At 71.9% G+C, this 16286-nt stretch carries 14 protein-coding genes; all 14 read right to left on the bottom strand.

Annotated features, from left to right (window positions below; all coding sequences use genetic code 11):
• Nucleotides 1–24 precede the first annotated feature (24 nt).
• The 14 genes from NUT86_RS13945 to NUT86_RS13880 all read right to left on the bottom strand — a co-directional run bounded on the left by NUT86_RS13945 (nucleotide 25) and on the right by NUT86_RS13880 (nucleotide 16286).
• Complete coding sequence (locus tag NUT86_RS13945) at nucleotides 25–519, bottom strand: hypothetical protein (protein ID WP_018088137.1); 495 nt, start codon at nucleotides 517–519, stop codon at nucleotides 25–27.
• Between the two features lie 135 nt (nucleotides 520–654).
• Nucleotides 655–1023 carry a hypothetical protein gene (locus NUT86_RS13940; RefSeq protein ID WP_018088136.1) on the bottom strand — a complete coding sequence of 123 codons (369 nt, stop codon included), beginning with the start codon at nucleotides 1021–1023 and terminating at the stop codon, nucleotides 655–657.
• A 209-nt stretch (nucleotides 1024–1232) separates the two neighbouring features.
• The gene (locus NUT86_RS13935) at nucleotides 1233–2039 is read right to left on the bottom strand and encodes a maleylpyruvate isomerase family mycothiol-dependent enzyme (RefSeq protein ID WP_274735485.1); all 807 of its coding nucleotides are present in this window, start codon (nucleotides 2037–2039) and stop codon (nucleotides 1233–1235) included.
• Nucleotides 2040–2075: 36 nt separating this feature from the next.
• Entirely contained in the window at nucleotides 2076–4028 is a 1953-nt protein-coding gene (locus NUT86_RS13930; protein ID WP_274735483.1) for an APC family permease, read from the bottom strand.
• Nucleotides 4029–4245: 217 nt separating this feature from the next.
• Entirely contained in the window at nucleotides 4246–4650 is a 405-nt protein-coding gene (locus tag NUT86_RS13925) for an RDD family protein (protein ID WP_148593255.1), read from the bottom strand.
• A 356-nt stretch (nucleotides 4651–5006) separates the two neighbouring features.
• Nucleotides 5007–5951, bottom strand: coding sequence for an oxidoreductase (locus NUT86_RS13920; protein ID WP_274735479.1), 945 nt, complete (start codon nucleotides 5949–5951; stop codon nucleotides 5007–5009).
• Nucleotides 5952–6157: 206 nt separating this feature from the next.
• On the bottom strand, nucleotides 6158–6463 hold the full coding sequence (locus tag NUT86_RS13915; RefSeq protein WP_018088131.1) for an ArsR/SmtB family transcription factor: 306 nt from the start codon (nucleotides 6461–6463) through the stop codon (nucleotides 6158–6160).
• A 170-nt stretch (nucleotides 6464–6633) separates the two neighbouring features.
• Nucleotides 6634–7134 carry an SRPBCC family protein gene (locus tag NUT86_RS13910; protein ID WP_274735477.1) on the bottom strand — a complete coding sequence of 167 codons (501 nt, stop codon included), beginning with the start codon at nucleotides 7132–7134 and terminating at the stop codon, nucleotides 6634–6636.
• Nucleotides 7135–7269: 135 nt separating this feature from the next.
• Nucleotides 7270–7680 carry a nitrite reductase small subunit NirD gene (gene nirD, locus NUT86_RS13905; protein ID WP_274735476.1) on the bottom strand — a complete coding sequence of 137 codons (411 nt, stop codon included), beginning with the start codon at nucleotides 7678–7680 and terminating at the stop codon, nucleotides 7270–7272.
• A complete protein-coding gene (gene nirB, locus NUT86_RS13900) occupies nucleotides 7680–10334 on the bottom strand; it encodes a nitrite reductase large subunit NirB (RefSeq protein ID WP_274735475.1) in 2655 nt (884 codons plus the stop codon). The genes nirD and nirB overlap by 1 nt, the downstream gene beginning before the upstream one ends.
• Before the next feature lie 204 nt (nucleotides 10335–10538).
• On the bottom strand, nucleotides 10539–12566 hold the full coding sequence (locus tag NUT86_RS13895; protein WP_274735474.1) for a glycoside hydrolase: 2028 nt from the start codon (nucleotides 12564–12566) through the stop codon (nucleotides 10539–10541).
• Between the two features lie 844 nt (nucleotides 12567–13410).
• Nucleotides 13411–14091 (bottom strand): DUF899 family protein, encoded by a 681-nt coding sequence (locus tag NUT86_RS13890; protein ID WP_159488324.1) that lies wholly within the window; start codon nucleotides 14089–14091, stop codon nucleotides 13411–13413.
• Between the two features lie 148 nt (nucleotides 14092–14239).
• Nucleotides 14240–14971 carry a bleomycin resistance protein gene (locus NUT86_RS13885; protein ID WP_274735471.1) on the bottom strand — a complete coding sequence of 244 codons (732 nt, stop codon included), beginning with the start codon at nucleotides 14969–14971 and terminating at the stop codon, nucleotides 14240–14242.
• A 169-nt stretch (nucleotides 14972–15140) separates the two neighbouring features.
• Nucleotides 15141–16286 carry an RNA polymerase sigma factor gene (locus tag NUT86_RS13880; protein ID WP_159488326.1) on the bottom strand — a complete coding sequence of 382 codons (1146 nt, stop codon included), beginning with the start codon at nucleotides 16284–16286 and terminating at the stop codon, nucleotides 15141–15143.

Genomic DNA, 16286 nt, shown 5'->3' with positions numbered 1-16286 from the left:
AATCCCCGGAACCGGCCGGTGGCCTCAGTGCTTCGCGGGCGTGATGGACGTGCGGACCGTGTCGTCGACGGTCGGGTCCCGCCACGCCTGCTTGTTCTCGACGTGCTGCTTGATCAGCGAGTCGTTGAACTCCTCGTTCTCCGCATGGTTCTTGGACATCGAGGTCAGCGCCTTGCCGATTTTCTGGAGCTGGGCGGAGAGATGGCCCATCGACTCGTTCATGCCGTCGCGCACGCCTTCGTAGACGACACCGAACTTCTCGCCGATCTCGTCATCGCCCCACGGCGGAGCCCCGTCCTTGCTGGCGAACGTCGTCAGACCGCTCATGAACTGCTCGCCGAACGACTTCTCCGGCGGAGCCTTCTCCTGCCCGTTGCTGGGCGGCCCCGCCCCCAGCGCATGCAGGCCGTCCATCAGCCGCGCCACCGAGGAATAGAAGTCCTCACCGAGCTTGACGAAGTTCGTGCCCTCAGCCTTGAGGCTCTCCACGTCGGTCTGGAATCCACCGGCGCCAGCCATGACATCCCCCGCGTTCTACTCGTTACCCAACGAGATATTCAAGCCAAAGCTTAACCGCCGAGGTTGACAACCCACCAGGTGCTACTGGTGAGACTCTGGCTCCGCGTGGGGCGAAGGAGATGCGGCCCGGAGGCCTCAGGAAGTCCGCCCGCCGCGGAGGCGGTGGTAGAGCTCGACCGCTTCCTCCGGGGGGAAGTTGGGCAGGAACGACACCTCGCCGTCGGCTTTGGAGATCACGACGTTGCTTCCTCCGGGATTCGCGGGAGGGGCGGTGGGGTCCTCGGCGGGCGGCCAGCTCGCGTGGATCAGGTAGCCGATGTCGAATTCATGGACGAACAGGCCGGAAGGGCCGCCGGGTGAGCCGACCTCGGGGTAGTGCTCCCGGCCGATCTCCAGCGCCTCGTCCGCGTTCGCCGGAACGGTCTGCGGTCCGGTCTGCGGGGGGAGCGGGGGCGGGGTGGGAGGCAGGCCCGGGACGCTGCCCGACTGATCGGAATCGGTCATGTTCTGACTCCTTGATGCTGGACACGCGGATGACGGTCAACCTAACTCACGCCGTGGCGGCCCGGTCGGTTCACGTCAAGGAAGCCAGGAGCCAAGGAAGCCAGGAGGCCAGGAGCCCAGGAAGCCAGGAAGCCAGGAGGCTGGCCCCGCACCGGACGCACCCCCTCCGCCGCATCGCCCCTTCACCGCCCCCGCCCCTCCGCAAGCGCTCACCCGAACAGCACCCGCGACAGCCAGAATTCCAGCAGTTCCGCGTCGCCGGTGATGTCGTAGGACCCGTTGTCGCTGGGGGCGCGGCCGTAGATGAGGAGCAAGAGGTCTGTCAGGGGTGCGCGGACGGAGACGGCGGCCGGTTCCTGGGTGCGGCGCCAGGCGAGGGTGGTGCCGGTGAGGTCGACGAGCCAGTCGGCGGCCGCTTCCGGTGGGGTGTCCGTGGCGTGGAAGTGGAGGGTGCGGCCGGGGCCGAGGAGATCGCGCCGGTCGGGGTGGTAGTCGAACATCTCGGGCAGGGAGCCGAGTTCCATCCACTCGTCGAGGCAGTCGAGGGCGACCCGCTGGTCGACGGTGAAGTCCGTGCCGAGGGTCAGAGTGGCGTCGGCCCGGTGCATGACCGTCTCGTGGGCCATACGGCGGGCGAAGAAGCGTGGGGAGCCGGAGGGGAGCGGGGTCCAGATACGGGCGCCGGGGCCCGCGTTGCGGAGGGTGCCGGCGAGGAGCCGGGCGCCCTCGGTCAGCCAGGCGGCGAGCGCGGCCGGGGTCTCGGTGGTGTCGCGGGGGAGGTGCCGGAGCGCGGTGTCGGGCGGGGGTTCGGTCGCCCGGGTCCGGACGAGCTCCTCGACCCAGCGGTGGGCCTCGCCCAGATGCCGGAGCAGCTGGGCGAGGTTCCAGTCGGGGCAGGAGGGCACGGAGGCCGTCAGCCGGGTGCCCTCGTCGAGGCCGGTGCTCAGCAGGTCGGCCTGGTGGACGATTTCGGCGCAATGGTCGTCGAAATCCATATCCGTGGTGATGGCGTCCATGTCGTCACGGTAGAGGCCCCCACCGCCAACTGGCCGTCACCACATGCGAGCGGGCGGCGTCAGGCGGAACCGCAGTCGGCAGATCACCGCGTCGGTGTCCCGGCGGACCGCGTGCGCGACGACCGCCCCGCGCTGGTTCTGGAGCAGGCGCTGCCAGAGGTGCGCGGGTTCGGCCTCCGGGATCAGCACGGTGATGCGGGTGCCGGGACGGCGGGCGGTCAGGCCGGTGACGTAGGCGGCAATGGGGCGGCCGAGGGAGCGGGTGGCCGAGGGCAGTTCGAGGAGCTCGACGCCGGGGCTCCAGAGTTCCCAGTCGCGGCGGAGTGCCTCGGTGGCCGGGCGGTCCTCGGGGGTGTCGTGGGTGACGGTGACCGCGACCACCTCGTCGCCGAGGGACACCGCCGCGTTCAGCGCCTCGGCGGTGAGCCGGGACAGGTGCGAGACGGGGACGACGACCAGGGAGGGGGCGCGACGCGGCGGTTCGGGGAGGCGGCCCAGGCCCAGGCGTGTGCCGATCCGGGCGTAGGCGCGGTGGACCGCCTCGAAGGTGAGGACGAGGAGGGGCAGGGCGACGAGGATCAGCCAGGCGCCCTCACTGAATTTGGTGGCGGTGACGACGACCGCCGAGACGCCGGTGAGCAGGGCACCGAAGCCGTTCAGCAGGGCCTTGCCGCGCCACCTCGGGGAGCGTTCACGCCGCCAGTGCCGGACCATGCCGATCTGGCAGACGGTGAAGCCGACGAAGACACCGAGGGCGAACAGCGGGACGAGGGTGTTCATGTCGCCGCCGGAGAAGATGAGCAGCGCGGCGGCGACGGCGGCCAGCGCCAGTACACCGTGGCGGTGCACCTGACGGTCCGCCTTCAGGCCGAAGACGTGCGGGAGGTAGTTGTCCCGGGCCAGCAGGCCCATCAGGACGGGCAGACCGCCGAAGGAGGTGTTCGCGGCGAGGGCCAGCAGCACCATGGTGGCGAACTGGACGACGTAGAACGCCGCGTGGTGGCCGAACGAGGCGTCCGCGAGCTGGGCGAGGACGGTGACGCCCTCGACCGGCTGGAGGTGGAAGCGGCCGATGAGGACGGACAGCCCGATCAGCATCATGCCCAGCAGGACGCCGAGCGCGACCTCGGTGCGCTGGGCGCGCCGGGCCGCCGGGGCGCGGAAGGACGGCACCGCGTTGGCGACCGCCTCGACCCCGGTCAGCGCCGAGCAGCCGGCCGCGAACGCCTTGAGCAGCAGCAGGGCGCCGACCGTGGTGGCGTTGTCGGCGAGGACGGAGGCGTGTCCGTCGGCGGTGACGGTGGCGGCGGGCGCGGCGCGGAAGAGCCCGACGGCGACCATCGCCAGGATGGCGCCGACGAAGACGGCGGTGGGGACGAGGAAGGCCTTTGCCGAGTCGACGATGCCGCGCAGGTTGAGGGCGGTGATGAGGGCGAGGACCGCCAGGCAGATCCCCACCCGGTCGTCGTAGAGGGCGGGGAAGGCCGAGGTCAGGGCCGCGACGCCGGCCGTCACCGAGACGGCGACGTTCAGGACGTAGTCGAGGAGGAGGGAGGCGGCGGCGAACAGGGCGGTGCGCCGGCCGAGGTGGGTCCTGGCCACCGCGTAGGAGCCGCCGCCGTTGGGGAAGGCCGCGATCACCTGACGGTAGGAGGCGACCAGGACGGCGAGCAGGACCGCGATGGCGAGGGTGACGGGGAGCGTGAAGCCGAGGCCGTGGCTGCCCGCCGCGGCCAGGACCAGCACGATCGACTCGGGGCCGTAGGCCACGGACGCCATGGCGTCGAGCGAGAGGGCGGCCAGGCCCTGGAGGGCGGTGAGCCGGTGCCGGGCGTCGGGCTCGGCGGCCGGGGAGTCGGGTTCGGCGACCGGGGCGCCGGCGGGGCCGGTGGCGGTGGTGGTGGCGCTGGGGGCAGTGGTGGTGACGGTGGCGGGGGCGGTATCCGGCGGTTCCTCCGGCCGACCGTCGGGCTGGGAAACCTTCGCCATCGTTCGTCGTACCTCCGTGCGCACCGTGCGGGACCAGGCCAGCGTGCGGGGTGCGACGGCCGCCGTCCGCGGCCTTGGCGGCACCTTGGCGGGCAACGGGTCGTTCTTCACGGGTTCTTGACGCGTACGCATACCGGCCCGCCGCCGCACCACCACCCGCTCGGCGGAGGTGCCCCGGTGACCGCCCGTTCAGCGGAGGGGGCCGGTGACCGCCCGCTCAGCGGAGAGGCGCCCCGGTGACCGCCCGCAGATCGCGGTAGCTGACCAGACGGAGCCCGCAGAAGTCCTCGGGGTCGTCCTCCAGGTCGAAGCAGGCGGCGATGATCCAGATCACCAGGAAGAAGTAGCCCCCGAGCCAGCGGCGGAACAGCCGGGGCAGCCGCGGGCGGGTGGCGTCCGTTTCGCGGATGACGCGGGTACGGACGGCGAACTTGCCGAGGCTCGCCCCGGCGATCCGGGTCAGCAGGACATGGTTGAGGAACGACAGTCCGAAGCCCGCGCCGGCGACGGCGTAGAAGACCTGCAGGGCGGGCAGACCGGCGTGGCCGGCGGAACGCAGGGCGATGTAGGCGGCGGTCAGCGCCAGCAGCCCGTCCAGGAATATCGCGCCGAGCCGGCGCATCGGGTTCGCCTCGTTGGGGATGCGCGGAGCCGCGGCGGGCGGAGCGTACGGGGAATGCGGAGCCGACTGCGGTGCATACGGGTGCGCAGGGCCCTGGGGCGGCTGCTGTGGCCCCTGGTACGGGTGCTGCGCGCCCTGGTACGGGTGTGGCCGGCCCTGGGAGGGGTGCTGTTGCCCCTGGTACGGCTGCTGCTGGCCGTATGGGTGCGGCGGGTTCGGATAGGGAGGCGGCGGGCCCTGCGGAGAGGACTGCTGCGGAGGGTATGGAGAAGGCTGCTGCGGGGGGTGCGGAGAAGGCTGCTGGGGAGGGAAAGGTCGCTCGTACACGGGTCCGGATCTTTCCATGCCGTGCGGGTTCAGAACGCCGCAGCGGGCCGTGAGAAGTCGTAGCGGACACCGGTGAGTTGTTCCGAGGCGGCCCACAGGCGCTCGCCGTTCGCGTCCTTCTTGGTCCAGGGGGCGCGGAAGGACTGGGCGGGGGCGCCGCGCAGTCCGCTGCGCGGGCCGATGAAGGAGTCCGGCCGCATGTGCGGGGCGGTGGCCGCGCAGAGGGTGCCCAGGGCGCCGCCGTCCGGGGACTGGGCGATGAGGCGGTTGCCCAGCTCGATGGCCCGCTCGGCGGAGGTGCGGCCCTCCATCCGGACGCCCGTGGTCTGCAGATTGGTGGACGCGTATCCGGGGTGCGCGGCGGCCGCGACGACCTGCGAACCGGCCGCGGCCAGCCGCCGGGTCAGCTCGTGGACGAAGAGGAGGTTGGCGCTCTTGGAGCGGGCGTAGGCGATCCAGCGGCGGTAGGAGTGCTCGCTGTTGAGGTCGCTGTAGTCGAGGTCGGCGAGGGCGTGCAGCATGCTGGAGACGGTGACGACCCGGGCGCCGGGGGTGGCGAGGAGCTTGGGCAGCAGCAGCCCGGTCAGCGCGAAGTGGCCGAGGTGGTTGGTGCCGAACTGCATCTCGAAGCCGTCGGCGGTGGTGCGGTGCGGCAGGGCCATCACGCCCGCGTTGTTGATGAGCAGGTCGAGGCGGTCGCCGTCGAAGTCGTCGAGGGCGGCGGCGAAGTCCCGTACGGAGGACAGATCGGCCAGGTCGAGCGGCCGGAACTCGGCCTCGGCGGTGGGGACTTCGGAGCGCAGCCGGTCCAGGGCGGCGATCCCGCGCGTCTCATTGCGGCAGGCCAGCAGTACGCGGGCGCCCTGACGGGCCAGTTCGCGGGCGGTGACATAGCCGATGCCGCTGTTCGCGCCCGTGACGACCGCCGAGCGGCCCGTCTGGTCGGGGATGTGGCTGGTGTTCCACCTGGTCACGCCTGCACTCCTCCGTAGGGGGCAACCAGGTTACGCCGCGTGGTGGGGCGGATGGGGCCGGAGGGGCGGGGGTGAAGGCGGGCGCGGCGCGCATGGACACCGTCCGCCACCGCGTCGCACCGGCCGTGGCCACTCCCCTTCGGCGAGGCGAGTGGCCACTCCCCTTCGGCGAAGCGAGTGGTCACTCCCTTTGGCGAAGCGAGCGGTCACTCCCCTTCGGCGAGGCGCTTGATCGCCGAGAGGCGGGTGTCCCATGCGGCGGCCACCCGGTCCATCCACCGGGCGGTGACCCCCAGCCGTTCCGGTATGACCCGGTAACGGGCCTCCCTGCCCTCCCGGTGACCGGCGACCAGACCGGCTCGGTCCAGGACACCCAGATGTTTGACGATCGCTTGGCGGCTGACCGGCAGTTCCGCCGCCAGGACGGTGGCGGTCGCCTCGCCGTGTGCGGCGAGGGCGTCGAGTATCCGGCGCCGGGTCGGGTCCGCCAGCGCGGCGAACACCTCGGCCACGGCGTCCGCGCCCGCGCCCGAGCCGGCGTCCGCGCCCGAGCCGGGGCCCGGGCCCGGATCTCTTCCGGCGCCCGCGCCCTTGCCCGCCCCAGCTCCCGCCCCTGCGCCCGGCCGCTCCGCTCCTGGCCGTTCCGCTCCCGGCCGTTCCGCTCCCGGCCCCGCATCCCTCGTCATGCCGCGAGCTGCTCCGTGTACCGCCGGATGTTCTCCACCTGGCCGGACCAGCCCTCGGAGTGGCTCTCGTACCCGGCGGTCTTCCGCCGGTCCTCGGGGATGGTGAGCGCGGCGAATCCGGTCTCCACGACGCGCAGCCGGGTGCCGTCGCCCTCCGGGGTGAGGGTGAACTCGACGAGGGTGGAGTTGCCCTCGGTCGCCACCTCGCCCGGGAAGGCGCTGGCCCAGCGGTACGAGAAGTAACGCGGCGGGTCCACGGTCACGATGGTGGTCGGGAACTGCCCGTACTCGCCGTGGTCGAGCTGCATGATGCCGCCCGGCCGCAGGTCGACCGGCGTCGGCCGGCCCTGCCCGAACCACGAGCCGACATGCTCCGGTTCGGTGAGCACGGCCCAGACCCGCTCCACGGGCGCGGCGATGCTGATCTCCCGCTCGATGCGGTCCTTGCTGTCGCCGCCCGCGTCGCTGTCAGTGCTCTGGTTGCCGTCGGTGCTCATGGCGTGCACCTCCTGCCGTTCTCGGATCGGCTGATGCCTTACGTGCTACCCAATGGTTGCACGTAAGCCAAAGGAGGTGCAACCAAGCGGTTGCGTGTCCTTCTTCGTCACCGGCCATCGACTACCGGCTCTCCACTACCGGTCACCAGCCGCCACGTGCTCCACACTCCTCACGCGATACGCCGCGACCGAGACCGACGGATCGTCCAGGCAGCTCCCCGACGCCAGGTCGAAACGCTGCTTGAGCAGGGGCGATGCCACGAACGGGCGGCCGTCGGTCGAGCCGGTCAGGCCGCGGGAGAGGACCTGGGCGCCGGTGAACGGGTCGCGGTTGGCGATCGCATAGGCCTGCCCGGCGCGGTCGATGAAGAGCGCGGCCTGGGTGCCGTCCGGGAGGAGCGCGGCGACCCCGCGCCCCGGGATGAGGTCGTCCAGCGTGCAGACCGCGACCCAGCCCTGGGGGCAGCGGATCTCGACCGTGGCGGCCGTAGTGGCGGCCTCGATGTCTTCCTCGGTACGGGTGAGCGTGGCGGTGGCGGTGGTCATCAGACGGAGGTCCCTTCCAGGGTGCGTACGGGCAGGGTCGGGCCGGCCAGCAGCGTCAGGTCCGGCTTGACCTGGTCGCGCTCCGGCACGAAGCGGACGGACGGGTCGGGCGCGTCGGGCGCGTTGACGAAGGAGACGAAGCGGGCCAGTCGCTCGGGGTCGGCGAGGGTCTCGGCCCATTCGTCGCGGTAGTGGGTGACATGGGCGGCCATCAGGGCCTCCAGCTCGTCGCACAGCCCCAGGGAGTCATGGACGACGACGTCCCGGACGTGGTCGAGGCCGCCCTCGATCCGCTCCAGCCAGGCGGAGGTGCGCTCCAGCCGGTCCGCGGTGCGGATGTAGAACATCAGGAACCGGTCGATCAGCCGGATCAGTTCGGCGTCGCTCAGGTCCTGGGCGAGCAGATCGGCGTGGCGCGGATCGGCGCCGCCGTTGCCGCCCACGTACAGGTTCCAGCCGTTGGAGGTGGCGATGACACCGAAGTCCTTGCCGCGGGCCTCCGCGCACTCCCGGGCGCAGCCGGAGACCGCGGACTTGAGCTTGTGCGGGGAGCGCAGCCCCCGGTAGCGCAGCTCCAGTTCGATGGCCATACGGACCGAGTCCTGCACGCCGTAGCGGCACCAGGTCTGCCCCACACACGACTTCACGGTGCGCAGCGCCTTGCCGTACGCGTGCCCCGACTCGAAGCCGGCGTCCACCAGCCGGGCCCACACCTGGGGGAGCTGGTCGACCCGGGCGCCGAAGAGGTCGATCCGCTGGCCACCGGTGATCTTGGTGTAGAGGCCGAAGTCGCGGGCCACCTCGCCGATCACGATCAGTTTGTCCGGAGTGATCTCCCCGCCGGGGATGCGCGGCACGATCGAGTACGAGCCGTTGCGCTGCAGGTTGGCGAGGAAGTGGTCGTTGGTGTCCTGGAGGGCGGCCTGTTCGCCGTCGAGGACATAGCCGTCGGCGCCGACGGAGGGCGCGAGGGAGGCGATGATCGAGCCGACGGTGGGCTTGCAGATCTCGCAGCCGTCGCCGTTCCTGGCCTCCGGGCGGCCGTGCGAGTCCAGCAGCTCGGCGAAGGTCGTCAGCCGCAGGGTGCGGACGATCTCGTAGAGCTCGGCGCGGGTGTGCGGGAAGCAGCCGCACAGCCCGGTGTCGATGGTGGCGCCGTTCGCGGCCAGCTCGTCGTTCATCACGGCGGTCAGCGACTTGACGCAACTGCCGCAGCCGGTACCGGCCTTGGTGCACTTCTTGATCTCGGGGAGGGTGCCGCAGGAGTGCTCGGTGACCGCCGCCCGGACCGTCCCCTTGGTCACGTTGTGGCAGTTGCACAGCACCGCACTGTCCGGCAGCGCGGACGGGCCGAGCGCGGCGGCCCCGCCCTCGGCTCCGGCGGGCAGCACCAGCTGCTCGGGCGGCACCGGCGGCACGCTGCCGGTCAGCGGCCGCAGCATGCCGTAGGCCTCGGCGTCGCCGACCAGCACCCCGCCCAGCAGCTCGCCCGCGGCGCCGATCACCAGCTTCTTGTAGACACCGCTGCGGGCGTCGGAGTAGACCACGTCCAGACAGCCGTCGGTGGCGCCGTGTGCGTCACCGAAGGACGCGACGTCCACCCCGAGCAGCTTGAGCTTGGTGGACAGGTCCGCGCCGGTGAAGCCGTCGGCCGCTCCGGTGCCGGCGCCGAGTGCCTCGGCGATGGTGCCGGCGGCCGTGCGGGCCATGTCGTAGCCCGGCGCGACCAGTCCGTAGACCCGGCCGTCGGAGGCCAGGGCGCACTCGCCGATCGCGTACACGGCGGGGTCGGTGGTGCGGCACTGCTCGTCGACGACGATGCCGCCGCGTTCGCCGACCGGCAGCCCGCAGTCCCGGGCGAGCTGGTCACGGGGCCGGACACCGGCCGAGAAGACGACCAGATCGGTCTCGATACGGGAGTCGTCCGACAGGCCCATGGCGGTCACCGCACCGGCCGCGTCCGCGACGATCTCCTTTCCGCCGACGCCGGTGTGCACCTCCAGGCCCATCTCCTCGACGGTACGGCGCAGTGCGCGGCCGCCGCCCTCGTCGACCTGGAGCGCCATCAGCCGTGGCGCGAACTCCACGATGTGGGTGCGCAGCCCCAGCCCGTTCAGCGCCCCGGCCGCCTCCAGACCGAGCAGCCCGCCGCCGACCACCACACCGGTGCGGGCGTTCTTGGCGTACTCCTCGATGGCGAGCAGGTCCTCGATGGTGCGGTAGACGAAACAGCCCGCACTGTCCTTGCCGGGCACCGGCGGGACGAACGGGTAGGAGCCGGTGGCCAGCACCAGGGTGTCGTAGCGGACGGTCAGGCCGGAGCGGGCGGTGACCGTGCGGGCCGTGCGGTCGACGGCGGTGGCGGGGTCGCCGAGGTGCAGTTCGATGCCGTGGCGGGCCATGAAGTCCGGATCGACCAGGCTCAGGTCTTCCGGGCTGCGGCCGGCGAAGTACGACGTCAGCTGGACGCGGTCGTAGGCCGGGCGGGGCTCCTCGCACAGCACGACCACCCGGTTCCGCTCGGTGACGCCGCGGTCGGCCAGCTCCTCCAGGAAGCGCTGGCCGACCATGCCGTGGCCGATGAGGACAAGGGTGGGGGTGGTGCCAGGCGCGGCGGCTGGCGTGGCTTCCGGGTGCGGCGGCATCGAGGTCATGTTCCTCAGCCTGCGGTGCGGCTGTTACCCGCCCGCATCTGCTCTGTTTCCCGGGCGGAACGCTGCCCTCAGTGGCGGGCGGGGCGCCGTGTGAGGGCGGGGAAGCCCTGCGGGAACGGCGAAGCCGTGCGGGGGCGGGGAAGCCGTGCGGGGGCGGGCCGCTCGGGCCCGCCCCTTGCCCCTAGGGGACCGACTGGCCGCCGGTCAGCCGTTCAGCTGCGCCGGGCACAGCCGCCGCGGCTGCTTGTCGGTGCGCAGCTTGGCGTCGACACAGCCGCCCGCCAGACCGTCGTGGGCCCGGCTGCCGAAGTTGGCGGTGACGGTCAGCGCGCCGTCGCCGAAGACCGTGCGCTGCACGCTGCGGTCACCGGTCAGCCACCGGAACGAGGTCAGCTGCTCGGTACCGGCCGCGCGGTGCAGCGGCGAGAAGTACTTCTGCAGCGCGGCGAGCTCGGATCCCTTCTTCTCCAGCGTCGGGCCGTCGAGGACATAGTTGAGCGGGGTGTTGTAGAGCATCGCCAGCAGCGCCCGGGTGGTCTTGTGCGCCGGCAGCTTCTCGTACGACAGCTCCCAGCGCTCGGCGTTGACCAGCGAGCCGTGCAGTGCGGTCTCGTAGAGGGGGATGCGGTACTTGGGGTCGTACATGGCCGTGGCCACCTCGGCGGGCAGCTTCACCGGCTTGAAGAAGGCGCCCGGGGCCTTCTCCGGGAAGTAGCCGCCCCAGGTCTTCTTGTCGCGCTCCAGCTTCCACAGGCCGTCGGCGGTCGGGGTGCCCGAGCCGTGGTCGTAGGCCAGCACCTGGTTGGCCCAGGGCTGGGCGGACTCCGAGCCGAGGACGAGGTTCTTGGACAGCCGCCGCATCCGCGCGAGCCGCATCTCACGGTCACCGGCCTTGGTCATCTCATGGCCCTTGCCGTGGTCGCGGAACACCTCACCGGTCGCGTCCACATCGAGGAAGTAGCTGTCCGCGCCGTTGGCGACCATCGAGCGGGTGCGGTCGGCGAGGTAGTGCTTGCGCGGTTCGGCCTTCTCGAAGGCGCGGGAGCTGAGATAGCAGCCGCGGTTCCCGAACCCGGTCTCCGGGGTGCCGTCCGCCTTCCGTATACAGAAGTCGGGGTAGACCCGGTCCGGCCAGGCCGAGGTGGGGCTGTCGGCGGTCTTGGGGTCCTGCCCGTTGGCGAAGGTGTCGTACGGGCCGACGAGATAGCCCGCCTTCTTGGCGGCCCGCACCGCCGCGGCGTTCATCGGGCCCGGGCCGGCGTCATAACCGAGCCACATCCGGTCCACGCCCAGCTGCTTCAGCTTCCCGATCCCGGAGGCGGTCCGGGTGTCGCCCCACACATAGGCGTGGAACGCGCCGAGCAGCTTGCCGTTGGCCGGATTCTGCCGGATCTTCTTGCGCAGACCGCCGAGCTGTCCGCGCTGGGAGAGGTAGGAGCGGTAGTCGGCGGCGGGGGCCACCGGGTTGCCGTCGGTCAGGGCGAAGGAGACCTCGTAGTCACGGGTGCCCTCACCGGCGTCGAAGGCGTGCGCGGCGGTGGCCCGCAGCCTGCCTCCGGTGGAGGCGAAGCGCAGCGAGGTGCCGATGTCGGTGGGGGTGAGATAGCTGACCCCGGCCCCGCCGGAGCCGCCCGTACCGCGGCCCATGGAGTAGCCCCACAACGGGAGCGCCAGGCCCTCGCCCATGTCGACGGTGCTGCCCGCCAGCCCGCCCTTCTCCACGCTCGCGTTCCAGAACGCGTCCCGCACCGGCACATCCAGGCCCTCGCCGCGCGGCAGTTGCAGGGCGGACGCGGCCCGGTCGGTACCGGTCACCGGCCAGCTGACCGACCCGTCGCGGTCCGCCCGCAGCTTGATCCGCAGCCGCCCGCGCTCCGAACTCGCCGTGACCGTCAGCCCCTTGGCGGGGTAGCTCCAGCTCGCCCCGTCGCCCGTCCGCGTCACCGGCCCCGGCTTCCCGAGCCCGCCGCCGCCCGCCGGACCGGACAGCACCAGCTCCCGCCCGCCCGCGGTGCGCGCGTTCACCGCCAGCGAGGCGGTGTCGACAACGGCCGTACCGCCGCGGACGGGAAGTTCGAGCCGGCTGCCCTCCAGCGTGCCCGCGGCGGCACTGTCACATCCGGCCACCCCGAACGTGGTCGCGGTGAGGGCAAGAGAGGCGGCGAGGACGCGGGTGGCGGTGGTCCGGCTACGGCCGGTGCGGTGGGGGGAGTGGGAAGCATCGGATGTCATAGGGACTGGATAGTCCCGGGTTTTAAGAGGGTTCTAAGAAGCGCCTCATGCGGCGGGTCCGTGGCAGGAGATGAGGAGCCCCGCGCCGGGCAGCGGAGGCGGTATACGCAGCAGGCTCCCGGGACTTGGTCCCGGGAGCCTGCTCTTCGCCGCCCTCCTGGCCGAGGCCGGAGCGCGCCGGCGTCACGTCAGCGGTGAAGCCGATCAGCGCTTCTTACGCCAGGTCGCAGGCCGTGCTTGCGTGGGGATCCTTGACTCCGAGGTCCCAGAGCTCCGACCGACATGCGCTGTCGCCCACCGGGCCCCCGGGGGAGGACCCGACAGCGCATGCCTTCCGCACTCCCGCGCCGACCGTGTAGCCCTTATCGCGCAGGTAACTCGTGCAATCTCCCGCCGACGCCGAGGCCGGCGTCGCGAGGGCCACAGGCACAGCCGCCGCGATCAGGGTCAAAGACGCGGCGGCAGCAGTACGACGCAGCGCTCCGCCCCGGTGGTTCGTACGAACCTTGTCACGCATGGAACTTCCCCTTTTTTCGTGCATGGAGCTTCCCCCAGTTGCCTCTTCTTGGCGCGGCCTTCCTCACCGAGTGCGCGCCGGTCATGCGCGCACTCGGCAACGTTGGCTGAGGAGCACCGGGATACGAGAGCACTCACCGGAATACGCGCCGCATCGGCGATACGGAGGTCCCGCGCATGGCGGTTCAGGGCTCTCGCGCCGCGCTGTCCTGACAACGTGCGCCAATCGAACAGATGTTCATGCTACCAGTGCGTCTTCCACGCCGCCCGGACTTTTTGGAAGCCTCGCCCGGGCCACTGCGGCCCCTGTCATCCCTCCAACTCCCCACTAGTAGCGGAGCGATGGGAACCATTCGCCTCGGCCCCCGGGCGTGAGGTCGAGCAGGTGCCACACCGGAGTGAGCAGATCGATACCGCGCTGGTCGATGTCCTCGGCCATCCGGGGATGTACCGAGTAGACGTGGCGCACCGCCCCGGCGTCGTCGCGGGTGAACACCGACACCGTCGAGTCCTGGCTGCCGTCGGCGTCCTCGCTGCCCAGGTCGTACTTGAAGGTGCTCGCCCCGGCGCTGAGCAGCCGCAGGTTCGTCCACTTCCGGTCGCGGGCGTAGGCGCGCAGCACCGGCAGCTCGGCCGCGGCGACGACGGCGAAGTCGACGTTCTGCGTGACGTGGTCGACGACCCCGTTGAAGCCGTCGATCCACATCGTGCACATGGGGCAGGCCTGCTTCTGCTCCTTGCCGAACATGAAGTGGTAGACGATCAGGTCGCGTCCCGGCTCGCTGAACAACTCGCTGAGCCGCACCGATCGCGCCGGTTCGTCCCCGGCTTCCAGATCCGCGGGCCCTTCCTCGAAGACGTAGTCGTCGACGGCGGGTCCCGGCGGCAGCCCCCGGCGCATGGTGGCGACCCGTTCGCGTTGGCGCATCAGCTCGATCTCGGCCTGCCGCAGCTCCTCGCGGGCGTCGCCGTACTCGGCCGACTCCCCACTGAGACGGGTGTGCCGCATCGCCACCTCCAGGATCGCTGCCGGCGCACGTCCGCCGCCGCCCACCATTCTTGGCCGGGGTACAGCGGCTCGCCAGGCGGAACGGCCGCGGCGGGACCGTGCGGGGCGCAAGAGAGTGCAATGAGGGTGCGCGGGGTGCAAGAGGGAGCTAAGAACCGGCTCCCGGCGCAGGCGGCGCATCGCTGTCCCGCAGCTCCTCCAGGCGGGTGAGGCTGTCGCGGGCCGACTCCCGCTCCTCGGCGGTGAGCGGGATCGCGGCGGCCTCGGCGAGCGCGGTCGCCGCGGTGGCGGCGTCGCCCAGGCGCCCGGCGACATCCGCACGCAGCACGAGGAGGCCGAGGCGCTGTACGGGTGTGGGCCGCTCATCGAGGTTCAGCGCCCGGTCGATGATCTTGGCGGCCGCGGGCAGGTCCTCCTTCGAGTCCGCCTGGAGCGACGCGTGGTGCAGGGCGCGCGCGAAGGTTTCCTTGGGGGCGGGCCGGTGGTGCAGGTCCTCGCTCGTCCGCTGCCCGATGCGGAGGCAGTTGCCGCCCGGATCGGTCATGAGGAACTGCCGCATGCCGTACGACGTGTCCTTCAGCGGCCCGATCCGGGGAAGCCCACGGGTCGGGACCTTCCCGTAGGCCGCCTTGAGCCCGGCCCGGAAGGCGTCGTGCAGTCCGTCGACGTCATCGGTCACGACATAGCAGGTGCTCAACGAGTCGGCCGGCTCGTACTGCTTCACCCCGAAGAACTGGAGCTCAATGCCGCCCCGCTGCACAACGGCGAACGGGTTGGGGCTCTTCTGCTGGAAGGTCACCTCGAACCCGAGGGCCGTGTAGAAGTCGAGAACGGGCTGGATCGTCGGGCACGGCAGGATCGGAATGGTTGTCTCAGCCATGCCCGTGACTCTAGTCAAAGTTGAATAGAGGGGGAACGGGTTTTCCGGCTGAACGGGCTTTCCGGCTCTTCGTGGAGGCGATCAGGCGACCGTCCTGGCGACGGGATGGCGACGCGATGGCGACGGGGTCGTGCCACGCACCGCGCGCGGGCGAGTCCGAACGCGACCGTCAGCGGCTCCGGCGGGCGTTGAGCCGGGCGGCCTGGCGCGTCAGGTGGTCGCGCTCGGCGAGGTCGGGTGCCTTCCGGGCCGCCTCGGCGTACAGCCGTGCCGCCGTCGTCAGGTCGCCGTCGCGCTCGTGGAGGTAGGCCGCCACCGCGGTGTGGCGGGGCAGTGCGTCGTCCAGTGCCGCGAGGGCCGCCAGCCCGGCGGGCGGTCCATCGGCCTCGCCGACGGCCACCGCCCGGTTGAGCCGGACGACCGGGCTGTCGGTCAGACGCGCGAGCTCGTCGTACCACTCGACGATCTGCACCCAGTCCGTCTCCTCGGCGGTCGGTGCGTCGGCGTGGAGTGCCGCGATGGCGGCCTGGGCCTGGAACTCGCCCAGCCGGTCGCGGGCGAGGGCCGCCTGCAGGATCGCGACGCCCTCGGCGATCGACCCGGTCTCCCACCGGCCGCGGTCCTGCTCGGCGAGCGGCACCAGGCTGCCGTCCGGCGCGGTCCTGGCGGCACGCCGGGCGTGGTGGAGCAGCATGAGGGCGAGCAGCCCCGCCACCTCGGGGTGGTCGACCTGGGCCGCGAGCTGCCGGGTGAGCCGGATGGCCTCGGCGGCGAGGTCGACGTCGCCGGAGTAGCCCTCGTTGAAGACCAGGTAGAGGACGCGCAGCACGGTGGCGACGTCGCCGGGCCGGTCGAACCGGACACCGGAGACGGTGCGCTTGGCCCGGCTGATGCGCTGCGCCATGGTCGCCTCGGGCACCAGGTAGGCCTGGGCGATCTGGCGGGTGGTCAGCCCGCCGACGGCGCGCAGCGTGAGCGCGACCGCGGACGACGGCGTCAGCGACGGGTGGGCGCACAGGAAGTAGAGCTGGAGCGTGTCGTCCACCGCGGGCGCGGGCCCGGGCGCCGGCTCCTCGTCGACGAGGCCCTCACGCCGGCGGCGGGCGGTGTCCGCCCGGGCCCCGTCGAGGAACTTGCGCCAGGCCACGGTGACCAGCCAGCCCTTCGGGTCCCGCGGCTGCTCGGCCGGCCAGACGCGGACCGCCTCGACCAGCGCCTCCTGCACGGCGTCCTCGGCCGCCGCGAAGTCGGCTCCGCGGCGGACGAGGATGGCGAGCACGCTCGGTGTGAGGCTCCGGAGCAGGGCTTCGTCCAT

Source organism: Streptomyces sp. G7(2002), from assembly GCF_028870195.1.
Lineage (GTDB): Bacteria > Actinomycetota > Actinomycetes > Streptomycetales > Streptomycetaceae > Streptomyces > Streptomyces nigrescens.
Note: the sequence above shows the minus strand (reverse complement) of the source record. Positions and strands in the feature narration are given on the sequence as shown.

Coding starts and splice junctions, on each gene's coding strand:
- NUT86_RS13945 (WP_018088137.1), bottom strand. CDS start 519: ATGGCTGGCGCCGGTGGATTCCAGACCGACGTGGAGAGCCTCAAGGCT.
- NUT86_RS13940 (WP_018088136.1), bottom strand. CDS start 1,023: ATGACCGATTCCGATCAGTCGGGCAGCGTCCCGGGCCTGCCTCCCACC.
- NUT86_RS13935 (WP_274735485.1), bottom strand. CDS start 2,039: ATGGACGCCATCACCACGGATATGGATTTCGACGACCATTGCGCCGAA.
- NUT86_RS13930 (WP_274735483.1), bottom strand. CDS start 4,028: ATGGCGAAGGTTTCCCAGCCCGACGGTCGGCCGGAGGAACCGCCGGAT.
- NUT86_RS13925 (WP_148593255.1), bottom strand. CDS start 4,650: ATGCGCCGGCTCGGCGCGATATTCCTGGACGGGCTGCTGGCGCTGACC.
- NUT86_RS13910 (WP_274735477.1), bottom strand. CDS start 7,134: ATGAGCACCGACGGCAACCAGAGCACTGACAGCGACGCGGGCGGCGAC.
- nirD (WP_274735476.1), bottom strand. CDS start 7,680: ATGACCACCGCCACCGCCACGCTCACCCGTACCGAGGAAGACATCGAG.
- nirB (WP_274735475.1), bottom strand. CDS start 10,334: ATGACCTCGATGCCGCCGCACCCGGAAGCCACGCCAGCCGCCGCGCCT.
- NUT86_RS13895 (WP_274735474.1), bottom strand. CDS start 12,566: ATGACATCCGATGCTTCCCACTCCCCCCACCGCACCGGCCGTAGCCGG.
- NUT86_RS13890 (WP_159488324.1), bottom strand. CDS start 14,091: ATGCGGCACACCCGTCTCAGTGGGGAGTCGGCCGAGTACGGCGACGCC.
- NUT86_RS13885 (WP_274735471.1), bottom strand. CDS start 14,971: ATGGCTGAGACAACCATTCCGATCCTGCCGTGCCCGACGATCCAGCCC.
- NUT86_RS13880 (WP_159488326.1), bottom strand. CDS start 16,286: ATGGACGAAGCCCTGCTCCGGAGCCTCACACCGAGCGTGCTCGCCATC.